The following is a 20,191-nucleotide window of genomic DNA, read 5'->3' as shown; positions in this document are numbered from 1 at the left end:
GCTGCGCTACCGTTTCCCGGAATCGAATACCTCCCCTGCCGCCTTCGGCGCTTGCGAGCTCTTGGAGAAAATGACGAGCGCGATAAGCGTGATCGCGTAAGGAAACACGCTGAGGATAATCGGCGGAATCGGTTTGAGCGCCGGTATGACTTGCGATACGTTCGCGATCGTGCTGGCGAATCCGAAGAACAGCGTCGCCGCCAGGATGCCGAGCGGACGCCATTGGCCGAAGATGAGCGCCGCCAAGGACAGAAAGCCGAGTCCGGCGACGGTGCCCGTGAATTCGCCGGCGATCGTAACGAGCAGAATCGCGCCTCCCAGCGATGCGAAAGCTCCGGAAATCATAACTCCAATATAACGCATTCTGCGAACGTTGACACCTGCCGCTTCCGCCGCCTGCGGATATTCGCCGCATGAACGGAGACGAAGGCCGAACGGCGTCTTCTTCAGCACGTAGGCGCTCAGGAGCACGATCAACAGAATGAGCCATGTCGTCCAGTACGTCTTGGAGAACAACAGCGGGCCGAGCACCGGAATATCCGACAATCCCCAGACGTCGAAAGGCTGGAAGCCGCGCGTCAGGCGGATATTGCCGCTGCCCGTAATGTTGCGGGAGAGGAACACCGTAATGGCGCCTGCGATCATGTTGATCGCGGTGCCGCTGATGACCTGATTGGCGCTCAAGTGAACGCTGGCGAACGCATGCAGCAGGGAGAAGACGATCCCGGCCGCCACCGCGATCAGCAGGCCGATCCAGATGGCGTACACGGGATGCCCCGGCCATGCCTCCTGCAGCTTGCTGATCGAGAGCGCCCCGATGAAGGAACCGATGACCATCAGCCCTTCGAGACCGATATTGACGACGCCGCTTCGTTCGCTGAACAGGCCGCCCAGCGCGGTAATCAGAAGCGGTATGGTGTACATGATCGCATACGGAAAAATCTGTTCGATTGTCGTCCACATAAGCTTATGCGTTCTCCTTTCCGCTGACCGGTCCGCCGGTGCCCGTTCCCGCGGCAGCGCGCCTGCGGCTCAGGATCCGTCCGATCCATCTGTCCATCATCACGCTCGTCGCCGCGAAGTAAATGATGATCGCGATGATGGAGTCCGCGATTTCCGGCGGAATTTCCGTCATGGCGTTCATGAAGCCCCGGCCGGAATACAGCAGCCCGAAGAACAAGGCGGACAGCAGTACGCCGAGCGGCGAGTTCGCGCCGAGCAGCGCGACGGCGATGCCGTCGTATCCTTGCGTCGGCAGCACGCCGATCTGGATATTCGTGCCGTTGCCCGCGTATTGCGCCATGCCGCCGAGTCCGGCGAGCGCGCCGGAGATGAGCATCGACGCGATGATGCTCCGGTTGACCCGGATGCCCGCGTATTCCGCGGAATAGCGGTTGTAGCCGACGGCCTTCAGCTCATACCCGAGCGTCGTCTTGTTGATGATGAACGCAATGACGATCACCGCGATGACCGCGATGAACAGCCCCATGTTGATGTAGGAGCCGCCGAACATATCGGACAAGACCGTCGACCGGAGCGTCGCTTTGACCGGCAACAGACGGGATTCCGTCTCGACCGATTCCGCCTTCAAGTAAGCCGGAACGGCGTAATAGATCGTCCAATAGGCGATCCAGTTCATCATGATCGTGGATACGACCTCATGCACGTTGAATCTTGCTTTCAGCAAGCCCGGGATGAATGCCCATAAGGCGCCCCCGATCATGGCTGCAAGAACCATCATGATCAGCAGCAGCGGCCTGGCCGTGTCCACGTTCAACCCGATGACCGTGGCGCAGAAGCCGCCGAACAGCATTTGGCCGGCCGCGCCGATATTGAACAGGCCCGTGCGGAAAGCGAACGCCACCGACAGCCCCGTGAAAATAAGCGGCGTTCCCGTCGCGAGCGTGTCGCCGATGCGCTCGGAGTTCTTCAATCCGCCCTGGAACAGGTAGCGGTAGCCTTCCAGCGGATCATGCCCCGTCGCCGCCATGAGGACGGCGCCGCCGATCAGGCCGAAGATAACGGCGCACAGGGATATGACGAGGTTTCTCATTGTTCTCCCCCTTTGCCTACGCCGGCCATCATGAGGCCGATTTCTTGTTCATTCGTCTCGGCGGCATTGACGATACCGATCAATTCGCCGTTGTTCACGACCGCGATCCGGTCCGACACGTTGAGGACCTCGTCGAGCTCGAGCGAGATGAGCAGCACCGCTTTGCCTTTGTCGCGATGTTCGATCAGCCGTTTGTGGATATACTCGATGGAGCCGACGTCCAGGCCGCGCGTCGGCTGAACGGCGATGAGCAGCGCCGGATCGAGCTCGATTTCGCGCCCGATGATCGCCTTCTGCTGATTGCCTCCGGACAAGGAACGGGTGACGGACAGCGGTCCGCGGCCCGAACGCACGTCGAAGCTCGACAGAATGGCGCTCGCGTATTTGCGTATGGCCGACCGGTTCAAGATGCCGCGCCGCGAGAACGGTTCCCGGTTATAGACCTCGAGGATCATGTTGTCTTCCAGCGTATAGTCGAGCACGAGGCCCCGCTTCTGGCGGTCCTCCGGGATATGGGCGATGCCCTTCTCCGTTCGCGAACGGATCGATTCGCGCGTAATGTCCTCCCCCTGGAGAACGATCGACCCGCTCGCCGCCCGCCGCAGGCCGGTAATCGCTTCGACCAGCTCCGTCTGTCCGTTGCCTTCGACGCCCGCGATGCCGACGATTTCTCCCGCGCGCACGTCAAGCGAGAACTGTTTCAGGCCGGGTACGTTCTTGTTGTTCATCACGGTCAAGCCATCCAGCTTCAGGATGACCTCGCCCGGATTGCTCGCCGCTTTCGTCACCTTGAAATTGACATCCCGGCCGACCATCATTTCCGCCATCTTCGCTTCGCTCGTCGTCTTGACGTCCACGGTGCCGATCGTCCTGCCGCGGCGAATGACCGTGCAGCGGTCCGCCGCCGCCTTGATTTCCTTCAGCTTATGGGTGATGACGATGAGCGACTTGCCCTCATTCGCCAGCCCGAGCATGATCTTGATCAGCTCGTCGATCTCCTTCGGCGTCAGAACGGCGGACGGCTCGTCGAGGATCAGCACCTCGGCGTCGCGGTACAGCATTTTCAGGATTTCGACGCGCTGCTGCATCCCGACCGAGATGTCCTCGATCTTCGCATGCGGATCGACATTCAGTCCGTAACGCTTGGAGAGCTGCTCGATCTTGCGCGCGGCGCCCTGGATGTCCAGCGTTCCGAAGCGCGTCGGCTCGTTGCCCAGGATGATATTTTCGGTAACGGTAAAATTGCCGACGAGCTTGAAATGCTGGTGCACCATGCCGATGCCGTAATTGTTCGCGACATTGGGATTGGCGATGCGCACGGGCTTGCCGCCAATCTTGATGCTCCCTTTATCGGGCTGGTACATGCCGAACAGGATGCTCATCAACGTCGATTTGCCGGCCCCGTTCTCGCCGAGCAGCGCATGAATTTCCCCTCTTCGAAGCTGCAGCGTAATGTCGTCGTTCGCCACGACGCCCGGAAACTCTTTGCGAATATTGAGCATTTCCACAACATAATCCATACGTTCCGGCTCCTTTTCTCCTTGTCGCATTAGTCGCGCGATGCTTGATCGCAAGGCATGCATAGCCGCGAAACCGAAGGCCGCCCATAAGGTCAAAAAGAGACGGAATCCTCCGTCTCTTCCTGTTTATCGGCCGCGTTACTTGATCAGATCGCCTTTTTCGGCAGCGACTTTGACTTCGCCGCTCTTCAGCTTCGCGATGACTTCGTTCACTTTCGTCACCGTCTCGTCGGCCAGGTTCGGGTTCGTCTCCGGAATGCCTACGCCGTCGTTGCTGATGTCGAGCGTCAGCGTCTGGCCGCCAGGGAAGTTGTTCTCCTGCAGCGCCTTCGCCATATCGAAGGACGCTTCGGAAACCTTCTTCATGGCCGACGTCAGGATGACCGATTTATCGCCCGAGTACACGCCGTCCTTGTATTGGTCGCCGTCGACGCCGATAATCCATACCGGCTTGCCCGCTTGCACGCGCGTCTTCGCTTCGTTGATCGCGCCTACGCCTACGCCGCCTGCCGCAGCGAAGATCACGTTGACGCCGCGGTCGAACATTTGCGCCGCCAGCTGCCCGCCTGCCGCGGAATTGTCGAAGCTGCCTTGGTATACGACGTTCTCCTTCTTGATCGTGATCTTCGTGCCGAGGTTGTCGTTCGCGTATTTGACGCCTTGCTGGAAGCCCCAGTTGTATTTCTGTACTGGAGGAATTTCCATGCCGCCGATGAAGCCGGCCTCGCCTTCCTTCAGCTGTACCGCCGTCGCTACGCCCGCGATGAAGCCGGACTCATGCTCCGCGAAGTAGATCGACACGGTGTTGTCGGCGAGTTTCGGCGTCTGATCCGTTGCCGAATGCGGGGAACCGTCGATCAGGACGAAGTGCGCATCCTTGTACTTGTCTTGCGCGGCGTAGATCGCCGTCTCGAACTTGAAGCCCGGCACGACGATCAGCTTGTAGCCCGCGTCGTACAGGTTGCCGATTTCTTTCAGGTAGTCGGCTTCCGTCGTTCCCGACGGCTTCAAATATTTATCGGAGATGCCGAGCTCTTTCTTGGCGCGCTCCAATCCTTCCCACGTGCCTTGGTTGAAGGATTTGTCGTCGATCGTGCCGGAGTCCGTGACCATGCCCGCTTTGAACGACGTTTTCGTGCCGGCGTTCGAACCTGCGTTCGAACCCGCATTCGTGCCGCTATTCCCGCCATTGTTCGCGTTCTTGCTGCCGCAAGCCGCCAATGACAGCGCGAGCAAGCAAATTACGAGCAAGCTTAATGTTTTCTTCATGTCTGTAACGCCCCGTTTCTTCAATTAGTGAGTGGAAAAACCTCGATAAATGAACATATGTAAAAATTCAATTTTAACATTTGTTCGTTCAGTATCAACTATACGGATATTCGCTGTTTTTGTAAATAAGTTGGTGGAAAACATCGCCGCCTTTTCGAGTTAGGATGCTTGCCGCAGCCTGCACGCCGCTTCGCTACCGTGGTAGTATTCCCGAAATGATGAAATTCTTCCAATTGCGCGCCGTCATTTTCGGACGCATTCGATAACCGCGCCGCCTTCTGATAAAGTGAGCCTGACGAGACATTCCGCGCTCCCTGCGGCGGCCGTGGGCAGCAGCGAGCTCATGTATTCGAGGTCATGTACGAATGTGACGGATTGGAGCTGCCTTATATGGATTATAAAGATCAACTGGAGCATCTGAATCATCCGGATCGCCGGATGCAACCGAATGAACCGAATCGGCTGGATCTTGAATCCGCTTATCGGATGCACAAGCCACTGCTCTTGCGCGTCGCTTACCGGCTGCTCGGAACGGTGCAGGAAGCGGAGGACGCGGTACAGGATACGTTCGTCGCCCTGCAGTCCTTGCACGCGGCTGCGATCGAGTATCCGAAGGCTTATCTCGTGCGCGCCGTGACGAACCATGCGATCAACGCGGCGAAATCCGCGAGGCGACAGCGGGAAACGTACGTCGGGCCTTGGCTTCCGGAGCCGCTGCTGTCGGACGGTTCCGCGACGGCGGCGAGCGGCGATCCGGCGGAGAACGTCCTCCGTCAGGAACAATTCGGCTACGCCTGGATGGTGATGCTGGAGCAGCTGTCCCCTCCCGAACGGGCGGCGTTCGTGCTGCGGGAAACGCTGCACTACGGCTACGAGGAGCTCGCAGGCTTGCTGGGCCGGAACGAAGCGGCCTGCCGCAAGCTGTACAGCCGGGCCAAGGCCAAGCTTGCCGCGTTCGAGACGGCCGGCAAGGCCCGAAACTGCGAGACGGGGGCGGACGAGGGCGCCGCGTTCGTTGCCGCCTTCATGGCGGCGTCGCAGCACGGCAATTTCGAGCCGCTCGTCCGATTGCTGACGGACGATGCGGTGCTGGTCAGCGACGGAGGCGGGAAGGTCCGGGCCGCGCTGCGCCCGATCCGCGGGAAAGCGCGCATGCTGGCCTTCTTCCGCGGCATTCGCGCCAAGGGCGCCCTGCAGGGCGAGCTGCTGCCGGTATCGATCAACGGGCAGCCGGGCTTGCTGCTGCGGCAGCCGGATCGGCCCGACATCGCGATCTGCTACCGGTCGACGCCGGGCGGGAAGCTCGATGGCGTTTTTATGATTTTGAATCCGGATAAACTGGCACATGTCCGACTTTTCGGAGCATAGCGGTCACAAACGGAAGGCCTGCGTTGTCATATAGACGAAGACAGAAACGGAGGGATATCGCATGGAATTACGAATGGTGCACGGCAAGGTTAATCCGGCAGCCTATCAAGCGATGATGAAGCTGGAAGGGTTCATGGAAACGACGGGGCTTGACCCGATCCTGTACGAGCTCATTAAGATCCGTTCCTCGCAAATCAACGGCTGCAGCTTCTGCATCGACATGCATACGAAAGCGACACGCAAGCTGGGCGAGACCGAGCAGCGCATCTATCTGATCTCGGTATGGCGGGAAACGCCGTTCTTCACGGCCAAGGAGAAGGCGGTGCTGGAGCTGACGGAAGCGCTGACGCGGATTTCGGAAGGCGGCGTGCCGGACGAGCTGTACGACAAAGTCATGGAACAGCTGACCGCGCAAGAGTACGTCGCGGTTATCATGGCCGTGAATACGATCAACGCCTGGAACCGGCTCGCGATCGCAACGAACATGTACCCGGGCTGCCTGGACTAAGTTTGGCGCTATCCCCTTTCGGTCGGCGGGAGAGTTATCCGCATCTGGATGCTTGCCCCGTGGACCGGAAGGGGATTTTTCGATTGATTATCACGAACATATGTTCTATAATAGGAATGCAGCAACGGCTATGGCTGCTTATCCTGGACCGGTATTTGAACCGTTTTGCGAGGTGAACCTATTGTCCGGCATGCCCGATTATAGAGGCTTCCTCGTGCCGCTCCTGGAGCTCCTGGACGACGGACGGCCGCGCACGATGCAAGCGATCTTCGACGGCTTGGCTCTTGCGCTGAACCTATCGGCGTCCGATCGAAGCGAGCTGGTGCAATGTGGTCGGCAGTATACCTACAAGAACCGCATTATTGCCGCGAGAACGTACTTATTGCGCGCCCGTTTTATCGCGTACGCGACGAATGATGCGATCATTGTAACCGAGCAAGGCAGGCGATTTCTGAGCGCCAGCCTGCCCCGTTCATACAGCTCGCCTGTCACCTAGACCGCGCCGGCCTTCCTTTGCACGGCAAAGAAGACAGCGATAACGCTGTCTCACTTAGTTAAGAAATATACGCTGCTTCGAGAAGGCTCGCGGCAAACCGCGCACTGGAGCGCAGCTCCTGTTGGCGCTTCGCCGGCGTGGCACGGACTGCCGGAACCGCTTCGCCGGCATGGAAGGGACTGCCGGAACCGCTTTGCCGTTATGGAAGGGACTGCCGGAACCGCTTCGAACCAGCCGGCTTCATGGCGGCTGGTTCACGGTGCGTCCGTCGATGCAAGGAAGCGGACAGGAAATCCGTTATTCGCTTCTTTATCACGTGTTTTCGTCTGCTGGCGGACAGGAGTTCCGTTATATCCGCTGATTATCCTATTTTCGATGTCATTCGGAGACATTAACGGATCCTGTGTCCGAGCGCTGCCCCAAAAGCCCGATTTCGCCAACATAACGGAAACTCTGTCCGTTAGACTTAGAGGGGGATCCTTCCCCTTTCGGGACATGCGACATAGGCGGCGTCGAGCTTTCCCGACAGTCTGAGACAGCGATAAACGCAGTCTTCCCTCATCACGCAGCTTATTCGATTCACGCGGCCGCGGCTATCCAATTATTGAAGCGAGCTCACGATCATATTCGCGAAGAACTCGCCGCCGCTCCGCTTCAAGTGAACGCCGTCCTTGCCGAAGAAATCCTCATGCCCTTTGCTTGCCGTGTACCAGTCGATCAGCTTCGCGTTCGCGGTGTCCGCGACGGTATCGGTCAGCATGTCGTTGACGACATCCTGCCATTTGCGCGGCACGCGGGTATTGACGAAGTAGATCGTCCGGTCTCCGCCGATGGATGCAATCAGCTGATCCAGCTGCTTCTGCGAGAAGGAGCCGTTCGTGCCGAGCTCGATGACGACCGTCTTGCCCAGCTGCTTCCGCTGCTTGAGGTCGGCGATGACGTCGTCTGCCTGCGCCATTTGACGGCCTACTTTTCCTTCGACGACGATGTCCGGGATAAGCTTCTCCAGGTACGGCTTCGCGTCCAGAATGACCGAATCGCCGATGACGGTAATGCCGTCCTTGGCAATCGGAAGCTCCGCAGGCGGCTTAGCCGAATTGGCGCCGCTGCCTGCATTCGCCGGCGGCTTCGTGCCGTTCCCGCCCGAGGTGTCCGGCTTGCCGGCCGTGCTGCCCGAACCTGTCGTACCGCCCGAACCTGTCGTGCTGCCCGAAGCGCCGGTTCCCGCGCCTTGGCCTGCGCTTCCTTGGTCTGCGCCGCCGGAACTGCCCGAGCCGGTGCCGGCGCCCGAACCGGCATCGCTGCTGCCGCTCGAGCCGCCGGGTGCGCCATCGCCGGCGGAGCCTGCCGAGCCGCCGGAACCGTGCGCGCCGTCCGTGCCGGACTCGGCTGCGCCGGCTCCATCTGCGGAGCCCGCGCTCCCGCCCTGGGCGGCGCTCTGATCCGGCGCGGCCGATCCGCCGCCCGAGCCGCCCTGCGTCACGTCTCCGGCGCCTCCGGTGCCGGCAGCCCCGGTGCCGTTCCCGGCAGCATCGCCGCCGGCTGCTCCGCTGCCGGCGCCGCCATCCTTGCCGTCCTCGTGAGCCGAGCCGGCTGCGCCTGCCGCTCCTTCCTGCGTGCCGGTATCGATGATTCCGGAGTTCGATCCGCCGTGCGAACCGTCAGCCGTCTGCGAACCGCCGTTGTCGCCAAGCACGAGATTATGCTGGCTGGAGCAGGAGACGCTTGCAATTGCCAGCACGCCGATGCAAGCGAACATCATGACGCGGCTTCTGCCGGTCCGGCGTCCGCGGAAGCCTTCCGACATTCGGCTGCGCAGCTTGCCGATGGCGCCATGGCGGATCGGTTCCTCCACGTAGCGCCACGACAGCTCGGCAAGCGCAATGGATGCCAGCACTTGAAGCAGCGCGCGCAGCGGATGGAATTCATCCACCTGCGCCTGCGGCGTCGACAAGGCGATGACCGGATAATGATACAGATATATGCCGTACGAGCGGGCGCCGAGCCATTGCAGCGGCTTGCTTCCGATGGCGCGGGCCAGCCTGCTCGCCGGATGCGCCATCGCGGCCACGACAGCGGCCGTCGCGAAGGACAGCACGACCATGCCGCCGCGGTACAAGAAAGCATCGTACTCGCCGACCGTCGCGATCATCAGCGCGACGACGGCGAGGCCGGCCGTCCCGACGGCGTCCACCGCCATGCCGCCGCGGCGCGAGACCGATGCGCTCAGCTTCCAGCTCGGCCAGACGACGGCCAGCGCGGCGCCGATCAGCAGCCCGAACGCCCGCGTGTCCGTGCCGTAATAGACGCGGCTCGGATCAAGACCGGGCACGTACAGCCAAGCCATCGCGCCTGCAGAGACTGCGGCGCCCGCCAAGATCATAACCATCAGCCAGCCGCGCCGCTTGACGGCGCGGATCAGGAAGACGAGCAGCAGCGGCCATACGAGGTAGAACTGCTCCTCCACCGCAAGCGACCATAGATGGCCGAGCGGCGATGGCGGACCGAAGCTTTCGAAATAAGAGACGTTATGGAAGATTAACCGCCAGTTGCTGAAATAGAGCAGCGCCGAGACGATTTCGCCCTTCATGGCGGCCAGCCGCGCCGAATCGGTGACGAGCAGCCACGCGGAGACGAGCGCCAGCATGATCATCATCGCCGGGAGCAGTCTCCGGGCGCGCCGGATCCAGAAATCGCGCAGATCGAGTTTGCCGTCTCTGGCGTGTTGTTTTAATAGAATGTCCGTAATGAGATAGCCGGAAAGGACGAAGAATATACCGACGCCCAGCAGACCGCCGGGCACCCATGAGAGGTTAAGATGATACGCGATGACCGCAATGACGGCGATCGCCCGCAACCCGTCGAGCCCTGGTATGTACCGGCTGCTCCCAATAGGTTTTGGCATGAAGCATTCTCCTTCCAGAAGGGGAAATGACCCCTCTTGCTGTCTAAATTACCGCTGATTTCGGCTACAGTCGAATTATAGAACGTCCCCCCTGGCAATGTCGTTACAGAAGAGTTACAACTCGGTATGAATTCGGTAAACCGCCTCCTTCCGCTGGATTCGCGGCCATCCCGGAACGCAGCAAAAAAGCCTCCAGCCGCAATCCGCTGGAGGCTTGTCCATCAAATGCGGGCCGCTGCCCGCCATGCATAATCCGTTCAATCGAAATAATCCGCCAGCCCTCGCGCAATCGCCGCGGCGGCGCTCTTCTGATACGCCGAGCCGCGAACGATCGATTCGTCCTTCGCGTTCGAGAGGAAGCCCAGCTCCACCAAGGTGGACACCATGCTGTTCTCCCGAAGCACGTAGAAGTCGCCGAAGGAAACGCCGTTGCTCCGCAGCCCGCTGCCGGCCTTGCTCAGCTCCGCTGCGATCGCATTCGCCAGCGGCCTGTCCTTCGTCTCCGAATAGAAGAACGTAAGCGTGCCGCTCGTCTTGGTCTCCGACGAATTGTAATGGATGCTGACGAACGCATCGGCATGGTTCGCCTCGCTGACATGCACCCGATCCGCCAGCGACGGCTTCACGTCCGTCGTCCGCGTCATGACGACCTTCGCGCCAAGCCGCGTCAGCTCCTGCTTGAGGTACTCCGCGGTAGGGAGCGTGAGATCCTTCTCCTGCGTTTCGTACGTCGTGCCGATTTTGCCGGGATCATTGCCGCCGTGACCGGCATCGACGACGATGAGCTTGCCGCGAATGCCTGTTCCTGATGAGTGCGTTTGCAGCGGAGCGCCTTTGTCCACGTATTCCTTCGCGATCCATCCCGTCGTCTTGGAGGACGTGCTGATCTTGAGCCAGCTCGATTGGCTGCTTAGAATCGTGACCTGCTGGCCTTCCTTCAGGGAGCCGATCACCTTGTAATCCGTTCCCGGGCCGGAACGGATACGCAGCGAATCCGCCGTAACCGTCGCGGTCGAGCCGGGACTCGTACTCACCTTGCCTCCCGTCGACGACGACGTTCCCGCCGTCTGCCCGCTGTTGTCCGTTCTGCGGAGCAGGTAGCCGGCCGCATAGCCGGTAAGCCGATTATTTTTAACTTGTACCCAGCCATCCTCTTCTTCTTCCGTAACCGTAACGACCGCGCCCTCCTTCAATTGTCCGACGACAGACGCCTGAAGCGCCGGCTCGCTGCGGATGTTAAGCGTGTCTGTGCCGACTTTCGCTTGATACGGAACCTTGGTCGTAGCCGATACATCGTGTGAGCGCAATCCGAAACCGCTAATCAAGACAACGAGCATAAGTGCAAGGCCAATCCATTTGTTTCGCATAGAATCTCCTTTCAGGTCATTGAAAAGGTAGATTACCATTATAGCAGGCTTGGAAAAATTCAACATCGGTAATTTAGAACATTATTCCATGGGGCTATAACGTTAATCCGGGAAAATTCGTAGTCGCTGAGTACTATATCGGACAGCGGCCCCGCGATTTGAAGAACCCGGACGAATATGCGCTAGACAAAAAATCGGCGTTCCCGCAGGAACCCCGACTAGGATCAGCCTATGCGTGGTACATCCGGCGAAATCGCCCGCATCTACCATTGTCGCCCCGCTTCTGGCACCTCTCTAACCTCTCCGTTTCCGCCCGTACAGCACGACGAAATTAAACGATTGGTACACGCAGGCCACGTCCGAGAATCCGGCTTGCGCAAGCCATGCCAGCTGCTCTTCGAGTCCAGCCATGCGGTCGAGCTTCGTCCGCTCGCAGGCCGCGTCCAGCTCCGCCCGCGTCAAGCCGCTCGCTTCGATCTTCCGCTTCCAGTCTTCCTTATAGAGCGCATCGACGAACGGCGTGCGGCCAAGCACCTGATCGGCGTTGATGAAGACGCCGCCCGGTTTCAAATTCGCGTAAGCGTTCCGATAGACGGCCTGCTTGCCCTCGTCCGGCAGATGGTGAATCGACAGACTCGACACGATGCAATCATACGATTCGCCGGCGGCATAGGCCGTGTAGTCTTGGCACAAATACTCGATGCCCTCCCGACCGCTGAAACGTTCTTTCGCGACGGACAGCATGTTGTCCGACAGGTCGATCAGCGTAAGCCTCGCCTCCGGATGCTTCCGCAGCAGCATCGAGGCGAGCAGGCCCGTTCCCGCGCCCAGATCGAGAATGCGCGGCCGCGCTTCTTCCGTATCGGCAAGCGAGACGGCCGTTCCGTAGAAATCGTCGAAGCAAGGGATCAGCTTGCGGCGCTGCGCATCGTAACCGCCCGCCGTCGCGTCGAACGTCGAGCGCACCTGGTTCATATTATCCATATCGCTCACCTCCAAAGTTGTACCCATCATACTCCCTGCCGCCGTCCGCGTGAAATACGCAGAACCTATATTCCTCATTGGTTTCGCCTATCCCGCTGCTTACGGACTGCGACGGCCGGCGATACCGGGACGCTTCGGACGTCATGCTGCGGCTAGGCGAGGCGGATGGTCTGGACGGTTCGTGTAGTTCGGATGGTCTTGAAGGTTCGTGTAGTTCGGATGGTTCGGAGGGTTCGGATGGTTCGGATGGTTCGGAGGGTTCGGATGGTTCGGAGGGTTCGGATGGTTCGGATGGTTCGGATGGTTCGGATGGTTCGGATGGTTCGGATGGTTCGGATGGTTCGAGCGGTTTGTGTGGCTCGTATGGTTCGGAGGGTTCGGAGGGTTCGGAGGGTTCGGAGGGTTCGCATGGCTCGGATGGGCCGGTCGTTCCGGGCAGCTCGGGTGGGCCGAGTTCCGCCCGAAACGCCGTTTGGATTATAATTATCCCTCCTTGCCGGCAGCCCCCAGCGCTTCCAGCGCCTCCAACGACTGTACCATATGTTCGATCAGCTCGGGGATGTCCTCCATCTGCCCCTCGTTGATTTTGCGATTGAAATGCACTTCGATCTCGTTCTGGTAAGACTGCGCCGAACGATCCTCGCCGTACAGGAAAGAGAGCATCTGCGTTGGCGGCATATCCGGCTGCCAAATCTCGGTCAGCGTCCGCTCCACGTTAGCGCAGACAGTCTCGATGTCGTCGACGGGCATATAGAAACGGATGCGGACCCCGCATCCCGGCGAGACGCCCTCCTGCTCCAGAATCTCGGCGGCCAGATCCTTAAGCGACGCTTCCAGCCGGATATCGGCGGTGATGCCGCTTCCCTTGGCCAGCGCGAACTGCAGCGCGAACACTTTGGCCATCACGGCCAACTCCAGCCGGTCGACGCGATGCGTCACGACGACGCGGGCATCCAGATTATCCAGGTCGTACACGTAATTCTCGACGGCCACCTTCAGGTTATCGAATATGGTCGGATCGAACATGCGGATCAGCTCCTTCAGATCGACTTCAGTAGTCGTTGCTTCCTTACACACACGCCAATTCAAAGATAAAACCCTTCCACAAACCGTGGAAGGGCTTTAACCTTTATCAGCTGCCAAGCCGGGCCTTAAGGCACGAATTGCTGCACGATGCGAATGACCTTGCCGTTCTTCAGCGTCAAATGATACGGGTAATCGCTCACGTCGACGACGGCGTTGTTGCGGTAAATCGCATTGAATTTCTCCAGAGAGACCGACTGGTTCCATTCGGTCGTCGCATCCAGCACATTGCCGGTGCGGTCGTAAATCTGCATGAGCACGTCGGCCTGCGGATCTACCTCGAGCGTCTCCAGGTTCTTCTCCGGATTCACGATATAGTAGCCGTCCGGCGCGCCGTTCAGTCCGGAATCAGGTTCGTCCTTCAGGAACTGCTCGTCGGCCGCCTTCCCTTCAAACCATTGAATCGGGTCGACCTGCAGCGTCTCCTGGCCATCCCGCACGTCGATGCCGTGGATGTATACCGTAATCATGTCGCTCGTCTGTTTGACGGGCGTATAACTGTTGTCGCCGGCCGATACCGTGGTCAAACATGCCGTCAATCCCAACACAATCAGCGCGATGCTCGTCGTACGTTTCTTCATCGTATACCATCTCCCTGCCGGCAGCCGAAGCCGTATAATGCCGTCAGCCTCCGTCTCTATATCTCTACTATACCCGAAATAGGAGACTTTGCTACCAGCCCGGAGACGGGTTTTGGTTAAAGATTCGTTTAAGCTTTCGACGCGCGAAAAAGATGCGTCGGCGTCCCTTTCACGCCCGGCCGATACGTGAAAATCCCGCCCGCATGCGGTTGTTCTTCCAGCTCCTCCGGCGTCAATCCGATGCGCGCCGACGTAATGTACATGACGTCGAGGTCATCCCCGCCGAAGATGCACGACGTCGCCTTCGCGGCAGGCACGTAGACGGCATCGAGCTTCTCGCCCGTCCGCGGATTCCAGCGGGACACCTGCCAGCCGCCCCAATGCGCGATCCACAGCATGCCCTCGGCGTCGATCGTCATGCCGTCCGGCAAGCCCGGCTCGTTCTTGAAATCGATGATGATCCGAGGCCGTTCAATCGTGCCGGACGCCGCATCATAGTCGAACGCCGTGACGGTAGCTTTCATCGAATCGATGTAGTACATCTCCGTTTCGTCCGCATTCCACGCGATACCGTTGGACGTGCCGACGTTCTCATGCGCTTTGCGGCAGCTCAGATCGTTGTCCAGCACGTACAGCGCACCGGCCACGGTCACCTCGACATCCTCCATCGTGCCGGCCCAGAAACGGCCGGCCGAATCGCATTTCCCGTCGTTGAACCGGTTCGCCGGCTTATCCGCCTCCGGATCGGCGATGCCGGTCAGCTTACCCGTGCCGCAGTCGTAGCGTTCGAAGCCGTCGCGCGTCGTGAGGTAGACGACATCGCCGTTGTCGGCGTCGCATACGACGGCGCCTACCGTCTTGTCGAGCTGGAACTGCTCGTTGACGCCGGAAACCGCGTCGAACCGCCCGAACGACATGCCTTGAATATCAACCCAGTACAATTTCCCCTGCGCGGCGTTCCAATGCGGACCTTCCGCCAGTACCGCCTTCGCGTCCAGCAGCAGCTCCGCCGCATGCGCGAACTGTCCAGCTATTGCTTGCGTCATCGTTTCATCGCTCCCCGTTCCACTCTGCTCGCGTTCCTCGGCCCGCTTCATCCGTTGTTCGCTTACTCCAGCTTACTCGCCGACCGTTTCCCGTTTCTCCCAGCCTTGCTTGAACAACGGCAGCCAATTGCCCACTTGGTACGGATGCTTGTCGATTTCCTCGAGATTCAGCTCGACGCCGAGTCCCGGTCCCTCCGGCGGCGTCAAATAGCCGTTCTGTACTTTGAGCGGCGGCACAAGTACTTGCTCTTCCCACGGTTCGTTGAATTCGTCGAAAATCTCATGCAAATAGAAGTTCGGCGTCGCCATATTCAAGTGACTGCAGACGACCGAGCAGACGGGGCCTTGCGCGCTGTGCGGCGCCGTGACGCCGTTATGCGCATGCACCATGCCGCATACCTGTTTCGACGCCGCGATGCCGAGGAACTGCGGCTCCAGTTGGATGATGTGCACCGCATCATGGCGCAGCAGCTCCGCGAACTGCTCGCGGGAATAATAATCCTCGCCGCAGGCGACCGGCACGGGACTGCGCTTCGCCACCTCGACCATGGAGGTGATGAGATGCGGCGGCACCGGCGCTTCGAACCAGGTCGGCTCGTATTTCAACATCGCGTCCGCGAATTGCAAGGCGGTCGAGACGCTGAACCGGTTATGCCCTTCGATCAGGATGTCGACGCCGGGACCGACCGCCTCTCGCACGGCGGCGATATTCTCGAGCGCCGCCGCGAAATCCTGCCGCGTTACCGTCCGCCAAGCCGCGCCGAACGGATCGAACTTGAGCGCCGTATAGCCTTTGGCCGCGACAAGCTTCGCTTTCTCGAAGAAGTTGTCCGGCGTATTCGGCCCGCGGTACCAGCCGTTGGCGTAAGCGCGCAGCTTGTCGTGGCATTGGCCGCCGAGCAGCTTGTACAGCGGTTGGTTCGTGACCTTGCCCATAATGTCCCAGCAAGCGGTTTCAATAGCGGCCAGCGCGGAGCCTTGGATTTGGCCCCCGTCCGAATAGACGTCGCGGAACAGCTTCAAGCTGATCGTCTCGACGTCGAACGGATCGCGGCCAAGGACGAGATGCTTCAATTCGTGGATTGCCGCCTCGACCGTCTTGGCGAAGCCGTTCAGCGTGCCCTCGCCGAGACCGGTTACGCCTTCGTCCGTGTCCACGAGCACGAACAGCCAGTTCTTCCAAGGATTTCCCAAAATAAACGTGCGAATATCGGTTATTTTCATCTTGCGTCTCTCCCTTGCATGAAGAATAACTGCCTGCTTCAACGTAGCACAGCCGTTCCCGATCGCACAAGATGCCTAAGCAATGCGAGTGGATATTATTGCCGTCGCGCATCGGTTTGCCTGAAACGACTGCTTTCTTAACGGTCCGCATATGGCTTGCATCGCGCGAGCATCCTTTGCGGCCGATTTTCATGACTTAACAACATTCTAGAACGCATGCGGCAATCCCTCTATTCGACAGATTCTATAGCTGCAGAACACAAAAAATAGCTGCAGAACACAAAAAAACTTCTTGCCGGTGGCAAGAAGCTGTCATTGAAAAGATGGTCGGGATGACACGATTCGAACATGCGACCCCCTGGTCCCAAACCAGGTGCTCTACCAAGCTGAGCTACATCCCGATATGTAAAGCTTACAAGAAAATAAATGGCGTGCCCTGAGAGATTCGAACTCCCGACCTTTTGATTCGTAGTCAAATGCTCTATCCAGCTGAGCTAAGGGCACGTATGGAGCGGAAGACGGGAATCGAACCCGCGACCCTCGCCTTGGCAAGGCGATGCTCTACCGCTGAGCCACTTCCGCAAACTAAATCTTGAGTTATATGCGCGTAGAGGGACTTGAACCCCCACGGTCGCCCGCCAGATCCTAAGTCTGGTGCGTCTGCCAATTCCGCCATACGCGCGCAAAGCGTGTTCCATTCCCGTTAATCGAAAATGGTGAGCCATGTAGGACTCGAACCTACGACACCCTGATTAAAAGTCAGGTGCTCTACCAACTGAGCTAATGGCTCAAGCAAAAATGGTGCCGGCGATAGGAGTCGAACCCACGACCTACTGATTACAAGTCAGTTGCTCTACCAACTGAGCTACACCGGCATATGATTCATTACTTGTCTGAAATGGTGGCTCGGGACGGAATCGAACCGCCGACACGAGGATTTTCAGTCCTCTGCTCTACCGACTGAGCTACCGAGCCAAGCATGGTTATAATGGCGGAGCCGACGGGATTCGAACCCGCGGTCTCCTGCGTGACAGGCAGGCATGTTAGGCCTCTACACCACGGCTCCACATTATAGTTCTCGGTATGACACCGAAGGTAATTGGTTGCGGGGGCAGGATTTGAACCTGCGGCCTTCGGGTTATGAGCCCGACGAGCTACCGAGCTGCTCCACCCCGCGATAGTATGAAATGGTTCATGGTGGAGGCTGAGGGGATCGAACCCCCGACCCTCTGCTTGTAAGGCAGATGCTCTCCCAGCTGAGCTAAGCCTCCATGAGTATCTCCAAAAAACAATCGGAGTAACCTTCAAAGCGTTTCTTCGCTTTTCGGGGTATTGTGGTGACCCGTAGGGGACTCGAACCCCTGTTACCTCCGTGAAAGGGAGGTGTCTTAACCACTTGACCAACGGGCCTTATTCGAATAACAAATCTGGCGGAGAAGGAGGGATTCGAACCCTCGCACCACTTACGCAGTCTAACCCCTTAGCAGAGGGTCCCCTTGAGCCACTTGGGTACTTCTCCAGGAAAGAAATGGCTCCCCGAACAGGACTCGAACCTGTGACAACTCGATTAACAGTCGAGTGCTCTACCAACTGAGCTATCAGGGAACAGTATTAATTCGGGCTGCTTGCACCCTGAAAACTGGATACGAACCTTTGCGAAGGTCTTTCATTAGCTGATGATGAGCATGCTTTTGGATAAGCCCTCGACCGATTAGTATTCGTCAGCTCCACGCATTGCTGCGCTTCCACCTCGAACCTATCAACCTCGTCGTCTTCAAGGGGTCTTACATACTGGGAAATCTCATCTTGAGGGGGGCTTCACGCTTAGATGCTTTCAGCGCTTATCCCGTCCGCACTTGGCTACCCAGCGGTGCTCCTGGCGGAACAACTGGTACACCAGCGGTGCGTCCATCCCGGTCCTCTCGTACTAAGGACAGCTCCTCTCAAATTTCCTACGCCCACGACAGATAGGGACCGAACTGTCTCACGACGTTCTGAACCCAGCTCGCGTACCGCTTTAATGGGCGAACAGCCCAACCCTTGGGACCTACTTCAGCCCCAGGATGCGATGAGCCGACATCGAGGTGCCAAACCTCCCCGTCGATGTGGACTCTTGGGGGAGATAAGCCTGTTATCCCCAGGGTAGCTTTTATCCGTTGAGCGATGGCCCTTCCATGCGGTACCACCGGATCACTAAGCCCGACTTTCGTCCCTGCTCGACTTGTAGGTCTCGCAGTCAAGCTCCCTTATGCCTTTGCACGCTTCGAATGATTTCCAACCATTCTGAGGGAACCTTTGGGCGCCTCCGTTACATTTTAGGAGGCGACCGCCCCAGTCAAACTGCCCACCTGACACGGTCCCTGTACCGGATCACGGTACCAGGTTAGAACTCCGATACGATCAGGGTGGTATCCCAACGATGCCTCCACCGAAGCTGGCGCTCCGGCTTCTCAGGCTCCCACCTATCCTGTACAGATCGTACCAAAGTCCAATATCAAGCTGCAGTAAAGCTCCATGGGGTCTTTCCGTCTTGTCGCGGGTAACCTGCATCTTCACAGGTATTAAAATTTCACCGGATCTCTCGTTGAGACAGCGCCCAAGTCGTTACGCCATTCGTGCGGGTCAGAATTTACCTGACAAGGAATTTCGCTACCTTAGGACCGTTATAGTTACGGCCGCCGTTTACTGGGGCTTCGGTTCATAGCTTCGGGTTGCCCCTAACCACTCCCCTTAACCTTCCAGCACCGGGCAGGCGTCAGCCCGTATACTTCGCCTTACGGCTTCGCACAGACCTGTGTTTTTGCTAAACAGTCGCTTGGGCCTTTTCACTGCGGCCCCCTCGGGCTATTCACCCTACCGAGGCACCCCTTCTCCCGAAGTTACGGGGTCATTTTGCCGAGTTCCTTAACGAGAGTTCTTCCGAGCGCCTTAGCATACTCTGCTCGCCTACCTGTGTCGGTTTGCGGTACGGGCACCTTCACCTGGCTAGAGGCTTTTCTTGGCAGCCTGAACGCATGACCTTCGCTACTGCAATTTTCGCTCCCCATCACAGCCCAGCCTTACGATGCGCGGATTTGCCTACGCACCAGCCTCACTGCTTGGACGGGCATCCATCAGCCCGCGTCACTATCCTTCTGCGTCACCCCATTGCTCGTAACGGCTTACGGTGGTACAGGAATATCAACCTGTTGTCCTTCGACTACGCCTTTCGGCCTCGCCTTAGGTCCCGACTTACCCTGAGCGGACGAACCTTCCTCAGGAACCCTTAGGCTTACGGCGGACAAGATTCTCACTTGTCTTTTCGTTACTCATACCGGCATTCTCACTCGTGTATTGTCCACCAGTCCTTACGGTCTGACTTCAACCCATACACGACGCTCCCCTACCCCTGATGCATACGCATCAAGCCATAGCTTCGGTGGTGTGTTTAGCCCCGTTACATTTTCGGCGCAGAGTCACTCGACCAGTGAGCTATTACGCACTCTTTAAATGGTGGCTGCTTCTAAGCCAACATCCTGGTTGTCTTTGCAACTCCACATCCTTTCCCACTTAACACACACTTGGGGACCTTAGCTGATGGTCTGGGCTGTTTCCCTCTTGACAATGGATCTTAGCACTCACTGTCTGACTCCCGGTTATAAGTACATGGCATTCGGAGTTTGACTGGACTTGGTAACCCTTGGCGGGCCCCGCACCCAATCAGTGCTCTACCTCCACGACTCTTGACACCGAGGCTAGCCCTAAAGCTATTTCGGGGAGAACCAGCTATCTCCGAGTTCGATTGGAA

General features: G+C 58.6%; 14 protein-coding genes, 13 tRNA genes and 1 rRNA gene (1 of these 28 cut by a window edge). 3 read left to right on the top strand and 25 right to left on the bottom strand.

Going from position 1 to position 20,191, the window contains the following annotated elements; translation table 11 throughout:
• Positions 1-6: 6 nt before the first annotated feature.
• From GXP70_RS05650 to GXP70_RS05635, 4 genes are all read right to left on the bottom strand, one after another.
• Complete coding sequence (locus GXP70_RS05650) at positions 7-963, bottom strand: ABC transporter permease (protein ID WP_162355554.1); 957 nt, start codon at positions 961-963, stop codon at positions 7-9.
• 4 nt (positions 964-967) lie between these two features.
• Positions 968-2,053 (bottom strand): ABC transporter permease, encoded by a 1,086-nt coding sequence (locus GXP70_RS05645; protein WP_162355553.1) that lies wholly within the window; start codon positions 2,051-2,053, stop codon positions 968-970.
• Positions 2,050-3,573, bottom strand: coding sequence for an ABC transporter ATP-binding protein (locus GXP70_RS05640; RefSeq protein WP_162355552.1), 1,524 nt, complete (start codon positions 3,571-3,573; stop codon positions 2,050-2,052). Before GXP70_RS05640 ends, GXP70_RS05645 begins: the two co-directional genes overlap by 4 nt.
• 138 nt (positions 3,574-3,711) lie before the next feature.
• Positions 3,712-4,842 (bottom strand): BMP family ABC transporter substrate-binding protein, encoded by a 1,131-nt coding sequence (locus tag GXP70_RS05635; RefSeq protein ID WP_162355551.1) that lies wholly within the window; start codon positions 4,840-4,842, stop codon positions 3,712-3,714.
• Positions 4,843-5,232: 390 nt separating this feature from the next.
• Between GXP70_RS05635 and sigJ the strand changes: the two genes are divergently transcribed.
• The 3 genes from sigJ (at position 5,233) to GXP70_RS05620 (ending at position 7,214) form a co-directional block, all read left to right on the top strand.
• On the top strand, positions 5,233-6,210 hold the full coding sequence (gene sigJ / locus GXP70_RS05630) for an RNA polymerase sigma factor SigJ (protein WP_162355550.1): 978 nt from the start codon (positions 5,233-5,235) through the stop codon (positions 6,208-6,210).
• 61 nt (positions 6,211-6,271) lie between these two features.
• Entirely contained in the window at positions 6,272-6,718 is a 447-nt protein-coding gene (locus GXP70_RS05625; RefSeq protein ID WP_162355549.1) for a carboxymuconolactone decarboxylase family protein, read from the top strand.
• Positions 6,719-6,848: 130 nt separating this feature from the next.
• Positions 6,849-7,214, top strand: coding sequence for a winged helix-turn-helix domain-containing protein (locus GXP70_RS05620; RefSeq protein ID WP_162355548.1), 366 nt, complete (start codon positions 6,849-6,851; stop codon positions 7,212-7,214).
• A 601-nt stretch (positions 7,215-7,815) separates the two neighbouring features.
• On the opposite strand, the gene GXP70_RS05615 is transcribed toward GXP70_RS05620, so the two are convergent.
• The 21 genes from GXP70_RS05615 to GXP70_RS05510 form a co-directional block, all read right to left on the bottom strand.
• Entirely contained in the window at positions 7,816-10,119 is a 2,304-nt protein-coding gene (locus GXP70_RS05615) for an acyltransferase family protein (protein ID WP_162355547.1), read from the bottom strand.
• 257 nt (positions 10,120-10,376) lie between these two features.
• Entirely contained in the window at positions 10,377-11,426 is a 1,050-nt protein-coding gene (locus tag GXP70_RS05610; RefSeq protein ID WP_225442673.1) for an N-acetylmuramoyl-L-alanine amidase family protein, read from the bottom strand.
• Between the two features lie 354 nt (positions 11,427-11,780).
• The gene (locus tag GXP70_RS05605; RefSeq protein ID WP_162355545.1) at positions 11,781-12,470 is read right to left on the bottom strand and encodes a class I SAM-dependent methyltransferase; all 690 of its coding nucleotides are present in this window, start codon (positions 12,468-12,470) and stop codon (positions 11,781-11,783) included.
• A gap of 483 nt (positions 12,471-12,953) precedes the next feature.
• Positions 12,954-13,496 (bottom strand): hypothetical protein, encoded by a 543-nt coding sequence (locus tag GXP70_RS05595; RefSeq protein WP_162360309.1) that lies wholly within the window; start codon positions 13,494-13,496, stop codon positions 12,954-12,956.
• Between the two features lie 125 nt (positions 13,497-13,621).
• Positions 13,622-14,134 (bottom strand): hypothetical protein, encoded by a 513-nt coding sequence (locus GXP70_RS05590; protein ID WP_162355544.1) that lies wholly within the window; start codon positions 14,132-14,134, stop codon positions 13,622-13,624.
• A gap of 128 nt (positions 14,135-14,262) precedes the next feature.
• Positions 14,263-15,180, bottom strand: coding sequence for an SMP-30/gluconolactonase/LRE family protein (locus tag GXP70_RS05585; RefSeq protein ID WP_162355543.1), 918 nt, complete (start codon positions 15,178-15,180; stop codon positions 14,263-14,265).
• 72 nt (positions 15,181-15,252) lie between these two features.
• Positions 15,253-16,404: a mandelate racemase/muconate lactonizing enzyme family protein gene (locus GXP70_RS05580; protein WP_162355542.1), complete on the bottom strand. Its 1,152-nt coding sequence runs from the start codon at positions 16,402-16,404 to the stop codon at positions 15,253-15,255.
• 324 nt (positions 16,405-16,728) lie between these two features.
• Positions 16,729-16,805, bottom strand: a tRNA-Pro gene (locus tag GXP70_RS05575).
• A 26-nt stretch (positions 16,806-16,831) separates the two neighbouring features.
• A tRNA-Arg gene (locus GXP70_RS05570) sits at positions 16,832-16,908 on the bottom strand.
• Between the two features lie 3 nt (positions 16,909-16,911).
• Positions 16,912-16,986: transfer RNA gene (locus GXP70_RS05565), tRNA-Gly, on the bottom strand.
• A 20-nt stretch (positions 16,987-17,006) separates the two neighbouring features.
• Positions 17,007-17,086: transfer RNA gene (locus GXP70_RS05560), tRNA-Leu, on the bottom strand.
• Between the two features lie 32 nt (positions 17,087-17,118).
• A tRNA-Lys gene (locus tag GXP70_RS05555) sits at positions 17,119-17,194 on the bottom strand.
• Between the two features lie 9 nt (positions 17,195-17,203).
• Positions 17,204-17,279, bottom strand: a tRNA-Thr gene (locus GXP70_RS05550).
• A 24-nt stretch (positions 17,280-17,303) separates the two neighbouring features.
• Positions 17,304-17,379, bottom strand: a tRNA-Phe gene (locus GXP70_RS05545).
• Between the two features lie 14 nt (positions 17,380-17,393).
• Positions 17,394-17,470: transfer RNA gene (locus GXP70_RS05540), tRNA-Asp, on the bottom strand.
• Positions 17,471-17,504: 34 nt separating this feature from the next.
• Positions 17,505-17,581 (bottom strand) — tRNA-Met (locus tag GXP70_RS05535).
• Between the two features lie 18 nt (positions 17,582-17,599).
• A tRNA-Val gene (locus tag GXP70_RS05530) sits at positions 17,600-17,675 on the bottom strand.
• A 64-nt stretch (positions 17,676-17,739) separates the two neighbouring features.
• Positions 17,740-17,814, bottom strand: a tRNA-Glu gene (locus GXP70_RS05525).
• Positions 17,815-17,832: 18 nt separating this feature from the next.
• A tRNA-Ser gene (locus GXP70_RS05520) sits at positions 17,833-17,923 on the bottom strand.
• A 10-nt stretch (positions 17,924-17,933) separates the two neighbouring features.
• Positions 17,934-18,009, bottom strand: a tRNA-Asn gene (locus tag GXP70_RS05515).
• Positions 18,010-18,095: 86 nt separating this feature from the next.
• Positions 18,096-20,191 (bottom strand): 23S ribosomal RNA (locus GXP70_RS05510); it runs 831 nt beyond the window's last position.

Source organism: Paenibacillus lycopersici (assembly GCF_010119935.1).
Taxonomy (GTDB): Bacteria; Bacillota; Bacilli; order Paenibacillales; family Paenibacillaceae; genus Paenibacillus_Z; species Paenibacillus_Z lycopersici.
Note: the sequence above shows the minus strand (reverse complement) of the source record. Positions and strands in the feature narration are given on the sequence as shown.